Here is a 12,263-nt window from a genome sequence, read left to right on the forward strand (position 1 = left end):
GTAGGCTGCAAGCGCCGTGCGGATTTCGTCGGTGCCGGCACTGACCGCCTCGGTGATGACGTCGCTCGCACTGTCGACCACATAGATGTCGTTGCCAGCACCACCGATCAGCGTATCATTGCCGGCGCCACCGTCCAGCAGATCATTGCCACCGCCGCCGGTGATCCTGTTGGCGAGCGCATTGCCGGTGCCGGTGAAGCTGGCCGATCCCGTGTAGCTCAGGTTCTCGACATTGGTCAGTGCCGCGATCGAGTAGGTCGCAAGCGACGTGCGGATTTCGTCTGTGCCGGCGCTGGCCAACTCGGTGACGACGTCACTCGCACTGTCGACCACATAGATGTCGTTGCCCGCTCCGCCGATCAGCGTGTCAGCGCCGGCCCCACCATTCAGCGTGTCGTTGCCGACACCACCAGTGATGGTGTTGGCGAGGCTATTGCCTGTCCCGACAAAGGCTGCCGTGCCGATATAGGTGAGGTTCTCGACATTGACGCCAAGCGTATAGTTTGCCAGCACGGTCCTGACCGTGTCGGTTCCCGCGGCGGCGTTCTCGGCAACGCTGTCGCCGGCATTGTCGACGATATAGGTGTCGTCGCCCGCACCGCCGATCAGCGTATCGGCGCCTGCCCCGCCATCCAACACATCATTGCCGGCGCCGCCGGTGATCGTGTTGGCCAGCGCATTGCCAGTGCCGGTGAAGTTGGAGGATCCCGTGTAAATCAAATTCTCGACATTGTTGCTGAGAATAGAGCTTGAAAGCGCCGTCCGGACGGTGTCCGTCCCCTTGTTCGCACTCTCGACCACAAAATCGACGCCAGCGTCGACCACGTAGATATCGTTGCCAGCACCTCCGATCAGTGTGTCATTGCCGGCACCGCCATCCAGCAAGTCATTGCCGGCACCGCCGGTGATCGTGTTGGCGAGGCCGCTTCCAGTTCCGGTAAAAGCGCCAGTGCCGGTGAAGGTGAGGTTTTCGACATTGGCAATATTGGTCAAGGCAAAGGAAGAAAGCGACGTCCTGATCAGATCGGTCCCTTGATTCAGCGCCTCAGTCACCACGTCGGCCAGACTGTCGACATTATAGGTGTCGTTGCCTGTTCCGCCGATCAGTGTGTCATTGCCGGAACCGCCGGAAAGCGAATCATTTCCGGCATTGCCCCAGAGCGTATTGTCCGCCTCATTGCCTACAATCGAATCGTTGCCGGAGCCGGCCTGAACGTTCTCAATCAACGATGCAACATTGCCGTGATAAAGAAGGGCGTTGAAAATGTTGCCGCGGGCATAGCCATTATTTGGGCCTCCTCCCAGGTCGGCCAGCTGGCCCTGGGAAAAAACAGAGTGCCCCCCTGCTCGCAAATCGATTTTAAGGCCGGTCGTATAGGCACTCAAATCATAGGTGTCGGTACCGCCGCCGTCCCAGATTGTTGCGAAGATCCTGTTGGCAGCGGGCGTGATGGCCGCCACCCCGTTGACATAGGTGATGCCCTGGTTGGGATTCCACCTATAGACGGTATCGCCACTGTTCGTCGTATAGTCCGCACCATACATTTCCTGCAGGGCGGCAATGTCGAGCATCATGAAGCTTTGTGGCGCGCCATCATGCTCATACTTGGCCCCACTCTCATCGTCTCCGATGAATGTGTGGTAGGTCATGATCGTATATTCGAGCGAGTCGTAGGCGCTCGGAACGACTGTTCCCCCTTCGTGAGCATGTTTCAGTCCGAGAGCGTGACCCAACTCATGCGCCAGGGTATGGCCCGCATAGTTGCCGAACCTTGGGAAACGATAATCATCTTCGGTGCCAGCATATCGCGTCCCGAACCAGACGTCGCCACCCCGTCCATAGGCAGCTGGCATATAGGCCCCTGCCGTCGGAAGAGAGGGATCCGACGATTGAGCGAACCGCACCGTTGCGGTACCCGCGCTTCCGGCCTCAAAGTTGGCGTTCGTGAACCCCTCTACGGAGAAGCCGTCGTTTGCAGCATTCCCATAGGACTGCTCCATAAAGAATAAGGCGAGAGACTGCTGCTGCGACGAAATTGGAGTGAAAGAATAGTATTTTTCGGGGCCATAGCTATACGATGACGAAGTCGTGGGAAACGCATAGGTTATCGTTCCGTCCCAGGCAAAGAGATCAAGAAGCCCGTCAACTTTGTTATCGCCAGTCCAGTTGACGATCTTCGTCGGAGTAATAAGGTCCGTCATAAAATCCCCGTTTGCGCATCTCATACAGCCGCGCCCAATGCCAGTTTCCCTCTGCCCCAATTCAGGGGAAAATTCAACTAAAAGCTTTATTTCTTAGAAGGAAAGTTTTTGACGTCAGTAACTAACGCTCATGAAGCGCTTCCGCCGCAACCTCTACCGAAGGCCAGAAGACATATTCCAGGATCCTGTGCTCGCCCGTTCGAACCTTCGCAATTGCTGCCACGACGGCACTTAAATTGACGTTACAGTCATATGCTGAAATTTATTAAGTCTCAGGCTCGGTGATATCGGGAAAGCGAGAGGTCCGCATTGTTTCGGCGCCGCCGAACGTCGTCTCCGGCTGTTGTGCCGCGGGGTCGTCTCCGGCGTGCCCGCGTCGGGTTCGAGGATCGCATCTGCCGCAATTCGGTGACGCGGCTGTGATCGTTCCATAGCGAGTGAAGGGAAAACTTCGAGCTTGACGACGGCGTCCTGTCCGACCGTGGTGAAGCCGATGTCCTTCTTGAAAGCGTCAATTTCGAGCTCAAACGCGCTCCCCAAGAAAACCCGGCGAAGCTGAAGTCCCGCTGAGCTGGTCAGCTTGAAAGCCTGCTCCGGGCGTTCTCCGCCAATTCCTGCACCCGGTCTACCGGGATGCGGCCGATCAGCATGAAGGCATGCGTCGCATTCGACCAGTAGACGACATTCATACCTTTGCGGCTTTCGAGGTCCGGCGCCTTCGGCCCCGCGTCAGACTTGACGATGCAGAGCGCCATCGGCCCGGTCTCGGGGTCGAGATAGGCGATCTGGGCGAGCGCCTTACCGTCATATTGCAGCAACAGGGCGCGTTTGAAATCGATGCCCGGGAGCGAGATGGCCTCGGGGGAGAGTGAGAGGCCGAGCTTCTCGTCAAGACCGGCGAGCTGGGCGGCCTGGTCCTCCCTGGCTGGCACGGGGCCGGCCAGACTTTCCGGAGTATAGAGCGAGACATAGTCGGCGACCACGGCGCGCCACTCGCTGTTTTCATCCTTTGCCGAAAAGCGTGCTCCGATGCCGATGACGGCGCGGTCGATGGCGATGCCGGCGACCAGCGAGGCGGCGAGCGCGCCGAGGAAGCGGCGGCGGCTGGCGAATAGGGGTGCGGAGGCGGATTTTGCGCGTTGCTGGACGGGGATGGCGGCGAGGATCGCCTCCAGCTTCTCGCGTGGGGCTTCGGCGAGCAGCGGAGCGAAGACTTGCTTGAACGGCAGGCTGGCGCGCGCCAGGAATTCCAGCCGTTCAGCGGTGCTCTCGTCTTCGTTCACGATGGCTTCAATGCGCGCAGCCTCTTCGGCCGTCAGTTCGCCGTCGATGAAGGCGGTCAGTTCCTCGTCGGAGGGAATGGTCTGTTTCGTCGTCATTGCCGTCCCCCTTCCGGTCCAGCGTCGGAGAGCTTGGCGCGGGCCGCCGCCAGCCGGCTCATCACGGTTCCGATCGGGATATCCAATATGCCTGCAACCTCGCGATAGGAAAGCCCTTCCACATAGGCGAGGAAAACCACCGTCCTCTGCGCCTCGGGCAGCGCATTCACCTGCTTCAGCACCTGACCCGCCATCACATGGGTTTCGGTATCGTGCGCACCGTCGAAGGTCAGCGTCTGCCCGGCATCGACGAAACCCTGGCCCTGGCGCACTCGGCGGGAGCGGATCTCGTTCAGCCAGATCGAATGCAGGATCGAAAACAGCCAGCGGTCGAGCCGGGTGCCGGGGATGAACTGATCGGCGCGCTCCAGCGCACGAAGGCAGGTCGCCTGGACCAGGTCGTCGGCGACATCGCGCTGATGCGAGAGAACGAGACCATAACGCCAGAGCCTTGCCAGATTTTCCGTCAGGCCGCTCCTGATATCCGCTTCGCTCGCGATGGCCGCCTCCGCCGATCCTGCATCCCTCGAAACCGCCGAATGAACCGGCGATTCCATTCTGGCGCGACTATAGGCAGGAAAATGCGTGCGCGCGACCGACATTCTGACATCCCTTTCGTGCTTCCATTTTCCTGCCCGTGGCCTGCTGATCAGATCTTTGAGGGATCGAGGATTGCAGCGTTCAGATCCTGATATTCCTCGCAAGCCGTGCCGCAGATCGCCTTGATTGACTTCAGCTGGTCCTTGGCGAGATCGAGCTGACCCTTGATGACATAGGCTTCGCCGAGATATTCGCGGACCTTGGCGTATTGCGGGTCCATCTTCACCGACTGCAGATAATAGGAGATGCCTTCGTCGGTGCGGCCGAGCTTGCGGGTGGCATAGCCGCGATAATTGAGCACTTCGGCGGTGTTCTGATCCTTGACCGTGTCGAGCACGACAAGCGCCTCCTCATAACGACCGGCCTTGGCCAGCGAATAGGCATAGTCGGCGCGGTTCTCGTCGGAGACGTTGGCGCTCTGCTGCTTGACGCATTTCTTGGTCTTCTGGTCGTAGATCTCGCCCTTCTTGCAGGTGGGTGTCGTGCTGCTATCATCGCCGATCGCAAAAACCGGGCCGGAGACAACAGAAGCGGCAAGGCAGCCGCCGAGAATGATGGAAGCGATGCGGGCTGTCATGATCGTCATGGGGAAACTCCTCGAAAGTGACGTTGCGACGAGAGAACACCGCTGCATCCAGCTTTATTCGGCTGCTGCTTGCATTTCCTTCTTCACCCTTTCGTGAAGCTTCAGAGCTGAATAAATTGGGCGTCCGCGTGTTTTCCTTCGTTCCGCCGGAGGGACAAGGAGAATTCTGTGACCGACACCGTCAAACTCGTCAGCCTCGCCGTTGCCACACCCGAACATGTCATTTTCCAAAAACAGGCGGTCGAAGCCTCGGCCCGGCTGTTTGCCGACCGCTTCGAGGATTTCCGCCATCTTGCCCGCGTCTTCGATAGCGCCGGCATCGAAAAGCGCCATGCGGCGCGGCCGCTTGCCTGGTTCGACGAGCCGCATGGCTGGCACGACCGGATGCAGGCCTTTGCAGCGGTGGCAGGCGGGCTTTTCGTCGAGGCTGCCAGCTCGGCCCTTCGTCAGGCAGGGCTTGAGGCCGGCGATGTCGATTGTGTCGTGACGGTCTCCTCCACCGGCTTTACGACGCCGAGCCTCGATGCGCAGCTAGCTGGCCGGATGGGTTTCAGACCCGACATCGAGCGCGTGCCGGTCTTCGGGCTCGGCTGTGCCGCCGGCGTGTCGGGCTTTGCGATCGCCTCGCGGCTGGCGCGAAATCGGCCGGGCACTGTTGTGCTTTTCGTCTCGATCGAGCTTTGCACGCTGGCCTTCCGGCTGGACGAGCTGACGCGGCCGAACATCATCGCGACAGCGCTTTTCGGCGATGGCGCTGCCTCCTGCGTGCTGCGATCAGGCGAAGACGGGCTGGCGGAGGTGGAATCGACCGGCGAGCATCTTTTTCCCGACACCCTCGATATCATGGGCTGGAAGATCGACGACGGCGGCTTCGGTATCGTGCTGGCGCAATCGCTGCCGCCCTTTGCCGAAAAGGAGCTCGGCCCGGCGGTGGGGGCTATTCTGGCGCGCAACAGGTTGAAGGTGGAGGATATCGACCGCTTCATCTGCCATCCCGGCGGCACGAAGGTGCTAGCCGCGATGGAGAGCGCGCTTTCGATGGTGCCGGGCACGCTCGATCACGAGCGGGCCGTGCTTGCCGAATATGGCAACATGTCCTCGCCGACCATCCTGTTCGTGCTGGAGCGGGCGATCCGCGCCGGGTTGCCGGAGCGGGCCGCGATGATCGCCATGGGGCCGGGCTTTTCGGCCAGCTGCGTGACGCTCAGGAGGATCGCATGATGTGGCCGTCGGTCGCGCTCCTTGCCTTCGTGACGCTGCAGCGGCTGGGGGAACTTGTGCTCGCCCGGCGCAATACGGCGGCGCTTCTTGCCAGAGGCGCCAGAGAGGTCGCACCCGATCATTATCCCGTCATGGTGGCGCTGCATGCCGGCTGGATCATCGGCCTTTGGCTCATTGCACCGGGCAGGCCTGCCGCGCTCTTCTGGTTTCTGATGTTCATGGGGCTGCAGGCGCTGCGGCTCTGGGTGCTGGCGACGCTGAAAGGCCGCTGGACGACGCGCATCATCATCCTGCCCGGCGCGCCGCTCGTCAGATCCGGGCCCTATCGCTTCCTCCGCCATCCGAACTATGCGATCGTCGTCGGCGAGATCGCCGCCCTTCCCCTCGCCTTCGGTCTGCCGCTTTACGCGATCGTTTTTTCTATTCTCAACGCGCTTATCCTCCATGTCCGCGTGAAGGCTGAAAATGCCGCACTGAAAAGCGCAATGATTTTGAAATGAATGCGATTTTCCGTTTGCGTCGCGGTATCGGCACGGGCATTTTCACCCCGATAAACAAAGCGGAATGCAAGCGGAAATGGCGAAAAACGCAATCGTGCTCGGCGCCGGCATCGTCGGGGTTTCCACGGCCATCCATCTTCAGCGCCGCGGCCGGCAGGTGACGCTGATCGACCGCAAGGATCCGGGCAATGAAACCTCGTTCGGCAATGCCGGCCTGATCCAGCGGGAAGGTGTGGCACCTTACGGCTTTCCCCAGCAGCTCGGGCTTTTGCTGCGTTATGCGCTGAATAACCGCATCGACGCGCATTATCACCTGCGCACGCTGCCGAGCCAGATCGCCTTTCTCGGCCGCTACTGGTGGAACTCCAATGCGCCGCGCCATGCGATCATTACCCGGGCCTATGCACCGCTGATCGAAAATTCGGTTGTCGAACACAAGGATCTGATCGAGGCGTCGCAGGCCGAAGGGCTGATCCGCAAGGACGGCTGGATAAAGATTTTCCGCACTGAAGCCAAGCGCGACCAAGCGCTTGCGGAGGCAGCACTTTGGCAGAATGAATTCGGGGTGGAGTATGACAGCCTGACTTCTGTTGATATCGCCCGCATGGAACCTGATATGACCGGCGATTTCGCCGGCGGTATTCGCTGGCGCGATCCCTGGTCGGTGCTCGACCCGCATGCGCTGACATCGGCCTATCGCCGCTATTTCGAAAGTCTCGGCGGCCGGTTCGTCACGGGCGACGCCGCCTTGCTCGGTCCGTTCGGCTCCGGCTGGAAAATCATGACCGCGGAAGGTCCGCTCGAAGCCGACGATACCGTGATGGCACTCGGCCCCTGGGCGGCCGTTGCAACGCGCCGGCTCGGCTATTCCTTCCCGCTCGGCGTCAAGCGCGGCTATCACATGCACTATGCCGCCGAGGGTAATGCCGTGCTCAACAACTGGACATTGGATGCCGAACGCGGCTATCTCCTTGCGCCGATGAACCGCGGCATCCGCCTGACGACCGGGGCGGAATTTGCTACGCTCGACGCGCCGAAGACGCCGGTCCAGCTCGACCGCGCCGAGGCCGTGGCGCGCACCATCTTCCCACTCGGAGGCAGGCTCGATCCCGAACCGTGGATGGGCGCGCGCCCCTGCACGCCGGACATGATGCCTGTTATCGGCAAGGCGCCGCGCCATCAGGGCCTGTGGTTTGCCTTCGGCCATGCCCATCACGGGCTGACGCTCGGGCCGGTGACCGGCCGCGTGCTTGCCGAACTCATCACCGGCGAGACACCGTTCATCGATATTGCGGCCTATTCGCCGCAGCGTTTCAACCCGTGATGCCGAGAGAAGCGAGACCTTTGAGAGCGGTCGCCGCAATGCCTTCCACCGTGTCGTCGATATCGACGGTGACGACGCCCGGCTCGCCTGTGGGCACCTCAAGCGTCGCCAGCTGGCTGTCGAGCAGCGAGACTGGCATGAAATGTCCCTTGCGCTCGCCCATACGCTTCATCAGCAGCGCCCTGGAACCTTCGAGATAAACGAAGAACAAATTGCCGCCGGCAGCGACCCTCAGCCTGTCGCGATAAAGGCGCTTCAGCGCCGAGCAGGAGACGATGATACCCTCGCTCTTCTCCAGCGAGGCCTTGATGTCTTCGCCGATCCGGTCGAGCCAGGGCATCCGGTCCTCATCGGTCAGCGGAATGCCCTTCGACATCTTCTCGACATTGGCGGCGGGATGAAGCGCATCACCTTCGACGAAGGCCAGGTGCAGGGCTTCGGCAAGCTTCTCGCCGACGGAGGATTTACCGCAGCCGCTGACCCCCATGACGATGATCGCATGGGCTTTGTTTGTCCGCTCATCCGGCATGCTTCCTCCTCAAACTTTGCTTCCCGCTCAGTCGAGCGGGAAATGACAGGCATATTGTTGTGCGCCTTCTCCCCTTAATTCGGGAGAAACCTGGCGACAATAGTCCTGCGCCTTCCAGCAGCGCGGGTTGAAGTGGCAGCCCGTCGGCGGCTTCAACGGCGACGGCAGTTCGCCCTGAAGGCGGATGCGGGTCTTCTCGCGCTCGGGATCGGCGATCGGGGTCGCCGACAACAAGGCGGCCGTATAGGGATGGCGCGGCCGGGCGAAGACTTCGGCGGCAGGACCGGTTTCGATCGGGCGGCCGAGATACATCACCATCACCTCGTCGGCGATGTGATGGACGACCGAGAGACCGTGCGAGATGAAGAGATAGGCAAGGCCCATCTCCTTCTGCAGGTCCATCAGCAAGTTCAGCACCTGCGCCTGGATCGACAGATCAAGGGCCGAAACCGGCTCGTCGAGCACCAGCACTTTCGGCCGCAGCATCAGGGCGCGGGCAATGGCGATGCGCTGGCGCTGGCCGCCGGAGAACATATGGGGGTAACGGCCATGATGCTCCGGACGCAGACCGACGCGGGCCATCATCTCCTCCACCTTGCGACGGCGGGCGGCGGCATCGAGATCGGTATTGATCTTCAGCGGTTCTTCAAGAATCGCGCCGACCTTCTGGCGCGGGTTGAGCGAGCCGTAAGGATTCTGGAAGACGATCTGCACCTGGCTGCGCAAGCTGCGGTCGCCGACGCGCGCCGGCTTGCCGTCGATCAGCAATTCGCCGGCCGTCGGATCCTCGATCATCGTGACCAGACGGGCGAGTGTCGACTTGCCGCAGCCGGATTCGCCGACGACGGCGAGCGTCTTGCCGGAATGCAGGCTGAAGCTGACGCCGTTCAGCGCCTTGACGGTTGCGTCGGCTTTGAAGAGACCGCGGTTGACCGTGTAGAAACGGGCGAGATCCCTGCCCTCAAGAACAGCGCCCGTCATACCAGGTCTCCTGCAGTTTCAACGGCGATGACACCGGGATGCCCCAGCGGCTTGCCGTCCTTCAATGGATAATTGCACAAAGCCTGGCCGAGCTCCGGGCCCTGGCGCACCACGCCGCGATCGCATTCGACCGTGGCATAACCGCAGCGCGGCGCGAAAAGACAGCCTGTCGGGCGACCATGCTGGCCGGGAACGACGCCGGCGATCGAGGGAAGACGCTGGCCGACTTTGGCGCGTTCGGGGAGGGCTGCCAGCAGAGCTGCGGTATAGGGATGATGCGGATCGCGGAACAGTGCCCTCACCGGCTGTTCCTCGACCTTCTGGCCGGCATATTGCACCTGCACGCGCTCGGCGGTTTCGGCGACGACACCCATGTCGTGGGTGATCAGCACCAGCGCCATGCCCTGCTCCTTCTGCAGGCGAACGAGCAGATCGAGGATCTGCGCCTGGATCGTCACGTCGAGCGCGGTCGTCGGCTCGTCGGCGATCAGGAGCTTCGGATTGCAGGCGAGCGCCATGGCGATCATGACGCGCTGGCTCATGCCACCGGACATCTGATGCGGAAAGTTCGACAGGCGGTCTTCCGGCGCCGGAATGCCGACGAGGTTCAAGAGCTCGATAGAGCGTTGGCGGCGCTCCTTCCGGTTGAGGCCCATATGAAAGCGCAGGGTCTCGCCGAGCTGGAAGCCGACCGTGAAGCACGGATTGAGGCTCGACATCGGCTCCTGGAAGATCATCGCCATATCCTTGCCGATGATCCTGCGGCGCTGGCGGGCGGAGATGCCGCGCAGGTCCTTGCCGTCGAACTGCATCCGGTCGGCGGTGATCTTCGCCGTCCACGGCAGAAGCCCCATCAGGGCCAGCATGGCCACGGATTTACCCGAGCCGGATTCGCCGACGACCGACAGGATCTCGCCCTTATCGCAGGCAAGCGACACGCCGTCGACGGCGCGGAATAGACCGGAAGAGGTCTGGAATTCGACCGTCAGATTTTCAATCTCGAGGAGTGACATCACGACCTCTTCAGTTTGGGATCGAGCGCGTCGCGCAGGCCGTCACCCATCAGGTTGATGGCGAGAACGGTGATGAGGATGGCAAGACCCGGGAATGTCACCACCCACCAGGCGCGCGAGATGAACTCACGGGATTCGGCCAGCATCGTTCCCCATTCGGGTGTCGGCGGCTGGGCACCCATGCCGAGAAAACCGAGGGCAGCGGCATCGAGAATCGCCGCCGAAAAGGCGAGCGTCGCCTGAACGATCAGTGGCCCAAGACAGTTTGGCAGGATCGTCTTGAACATCAACCGGAAGGTGCCCGCACCGGCGACCCGCGAGGCGATCACATATTCCTTCTCGCGCTCTGAAATGACCGAGGCCCGCGTCAGCCGGACGAAATGCGGCTGGTTGACCAGCGAAATCGCGATCATCGCATTGGTGAGACCGGGTCCCAGCACGGCCACCAGAACGAGAGCCAGCAGCAGCGAGGGGAAGGCCAGGATGATATCCATCAGGCGCATGATTGCGGTATCGATCTTGCCGCGGAAAAATCCGGCAACGAGGCCGATCAGGACGCCTGAAATGACCGAAAGCGTGACGACGACGACGCCGATGAAGAGCGAGAACCGCGCGCCGTAGATCAGGCGCGAGAGGATATCGCGGCCGACGGCATCCGTTCCGAGCGGGTAGGAGGCGCTGCCCGCCTCCATCCAGAACGGTACGGCCAGCAGCACCTGGCGGTTCTGCTCGTTCGGCGCATGCGGCGCAAAGAGCGGCGCAAGGACTGCAACGACCAGGATGATGCTGAACACCACGAGGCCGATGACGGCGCCCTTGTTGCGGGAGAAATAATGCCAGAACTCCGCAAGAGCGGATGGCTGGCCGGTTTTGACGGTGACCGTGCTCATGGACCGCTCCTAGTGACGAATGCGCGGATTGATGAAGCCATAGAGAACATCAACAATCAAATTGACCAGCATGATGACGCCGGCGATCAGCAGAAGGCCGCCCTGGACGACGGCGTAATCGCGCTTGAAGACCGAATCGACCATCCATTTGCCGATGCCCGGCCAGGAGAAGATCGTTTCGGTGAGGATGGCGCCGGCAAGAAGAACGCCGATCTGAAGACCGATCGTGGTGATGACAGGGATCATCGCGTTGCGCAGCGCGTGCACGCCGACGACACGCAGTGGCTTCAAGCCTTTGGAGCGCGCGGTGCGGACATAGTCCTCACCCAGCACCTCGAGCATCGCCGAACGCGTCTGGCGTGCGATGACGGCGAGCGGGATGGTTGCCAGCACGATGGTCGGCAGAATGAGGTAGCTGACGGCCGAGGCGAAGGCTCCCTTCTGGCCCGACAGCAGGCTGTCGACGAGCATGAATCCGGTGACTGGCTTGAAGAAATACATCAGCGAGATGCGGCCGGAAACCGGCGTCCAGCCGAGATAACCGGAGAAGAAGATGATGAGCAGCAGACCCCACCAGAAAATCGGCATGGAATAACCGATGAGCGCCACACCCATCACGCTCTGATCGAACCACGTGCCTCGCTTGACGGCCGCAAAGACGCCGGCGGGCACGCCAAGACAGACGGCGATAATGATGGCACAGAGCGAAAGCTCCAGCGTTGCCGGGAACAATGTGAAGAACTCGCCGAGAACGGGCCGCTTGGTGACGATCGAGGTGCCGAGATCGCCTTGCAGCACTTTTCCGAGATAATCGAAATACTGCACATATATGGGCCGGTCGAAACCGAGATCGTGCATGATCTGGGCGTGACGTTCCGGCGCCATCACACGTTCACCCGACAAAAGCATGACGGGGTCGCCGGGGATCATGCGGATAAACGAGAAGGCTATCAGCGAAACGCCAAGGAATGTCGGGATCAGCACCGCGAGGCGGCCGATGAAAAAACGCAACATAGCAGGTTTTCCAATAGTTTCCGG

At 61.3% G+C, this 12,263-nt stretch carries 12 protein-coding genes; 3 read left to right on the forward strand and 9 right to left on the reverse strand.

What is annotated here, in order from left to right; all coding sequences use genetic code 11:
• From RWJ89_RS14510 to RWJ89_RS14525, 4 genes are all read right to left on the reverse strand, one after another.
• Nucleotides 1-2,202, reverse strand: a 2,202-nt coding sequence (locus tag RWJ89_RS14510) for a M10 family metallopeptidase (RefSeq protein ID WP_316031135.1), incomplete at its 3' end; no start/stop codon positions are given.
• Nucleotides 2,203-2,777: 575 nt separating this feature from the next.
• Entirely contained in the window at nucleotides 2,778-3,581 is an 804-nt protein-coding gene (locus RWJ89_RS14515; RefSeq protein WP_316028822.1) for an anti-sigma factor family protein, read from the reverse strand.
• A complete protein-coding gene (locus RWJ89_RS14520; protein WP_316031064.1) occupies nucleotides 3,578-4,183 on the reverse strand; it encodes an RNA polymerase sigma factor in 606 nt (201 codons plus the stop codon). The genes RWJ89_RS14515 and RWJ89_RS14520 overlap by 4 nt, the downstream gene beginning before the upstream one ends.
• Before the next feature lie 47 nt (nucleotides 4,184-4,230).
• The gene (locus RWJ89_RS14525; protein WP_222062394.1) at nucleotides 4,231-4,767 is read right to left on the reverse strand and encodes a tetratricopeptide repeat protein; all 537 of its coding nucleotides are present in this window, start codon (nucleotides 4,765-4,767) and stop codon (nucleotides 4,231-4,233) included.
• A gap of 168 nt (nucleotides 4,768-4,935) precedes the next feature.
• Between RWJ89_RS14525 and RWJ89_RS14530 the strand changes: the two genes are divergently transcribed.
• The 3 genes from RWJ89_RS14530 to RWJ89_RS14540 all read left to right on the forward strand — a co-directional run bounded on the left by RWJ89_RS14530 (nucleotide 4,936) and on the right by RWJ89_RS14540 (nucleotide 7,812).
• Nucleotides 4,936-5,988 (forward strand): type III polyketide synthase, encoded by a 1,053-nt coding sequence (locus tag RWJ89_RS14530; protein ID WP_316031065.1) that lies wholly within the window; start codon nucleotides 4,936-4,938, stop codon nucleotides 5,986-5,988.
• Entirely contained in the window at nucleotides 5,985-6,488 is a 504-nt protein-coding gene (locus tag RWJ89_RS14535; protein ID WP_316031066.1) for an isoprenylcysteine carboxyl methyltransferase family protein, read from the forward strand. The genes RWJ89_RS14530 and RWJ89_RS14535 overlap by 4 nt, the downstream gene beginning before the upstream one ends.
• Before the next feature lie 76 nt (nucleotides 6,489-6,564).
• On the forward strand, nucleotides 6,565-7,812 hold the full coding sequence (locus tag RWJ89_RS14540; RefSeq protein WP_316031067.1) for an NAD(P)/FAD-dependent oxidoreductase: 1,248 nt from the start codon (nucleotides 6,565-6,567) through the stop codon (nucleotides 7,810-7,812).
• Here RWJ89_RS14540 and RWJ89_RS14545 read toward each other — a convergent pair.
• Genes RWJ89_RS14545 through RWJ89_RS14565 form a run of 5 tightly spaced genes read right to left on the reverse strand, consistent with a single transcriptional unit; the run spans nucleotide 7,802 to nucleotide 12,239 of the window.
• Complete coding sequence (locus RWJ89_RS14545; RefSeq protein WP_316031068.1) at nucleotides 7,802-8,341, reverse strand: gluconokinase; 540 nt, start codon at nucleotides 8,339-8,341, stop codon at nucleotides 7,802-7,804. The two genes, RWJ89_RS14540 and RWJ89_RS14545, sit on opposite strands and share 11 nt — an antisense overlap.
• A gap of 27 nt (nucleotides 8,342-8,368) precedes the next feature.
• Nucleotides 8,369-9,322 (reverse strand): peptide ABC transporter ATP-binding protein, encoded by a 954-nt coding sequence (locus RWJ89_RS14550; RefSeq protein ID WP_316031069.1) that lies wholly within the window; start codon nucleotides 9,320-9,322, stop codon nucleotides 8,369-8,371.
• Entirely contained in the window at nucleotides 9,319-10,335 is a 1,017-nt protein-coding gene (locus RWJ89_RS14555; RefSeq protein WP_025393213.1) for an ABC transporter ATP-binding protein, read from the reverse strand. The genes RWJ89_RS14550 and RWJ89_RS14555 overlap by 4 nt, the downstream gene beginning before the upstream one ends.
• Entirely contained in the window at nucleotides 10,335-11,225 is an 891-nt protein-coding gene (locus RWJ89_RS14560) for an ABC transporter permease subunit (RefSeq protein WP_131619305.1), read from the reverse strand. The genes RWJ89_RS14555 and RWJ89_RS14560 overlap by 1 nt, the downstream gene beginning before the upstream one ends.
• A 9-nt stretch (nucleotides 11,226-11,234) precedes the next feature.
• Complete coding sequence (locus RWJ89_RS14565; RefSeq protein WP_017959055.1) at nucleotides 11,235-12,239, reverse strand: ABC transporter permease subunit; 1,005 nt, start codon at nucleotides 12,237-12,239, stop codon at nucleotides 11,235-11,237.
• Between the last annotated feature and the right edge of the window lie 24 nt (nucleotides 12,240-12,263).

Origin of the sequence: Rhizobium sp. 10PS4 (genome assembly GCF_032464805.1) — a bacterium.
GTDB classification, from domain to species: domain Bacteria; phylum Pseudomonadota; class Alphaproteobacteria; order Rhizobiales; family Rhizobiaceae; genus Rhizobium; species Rhizobium laguerreae.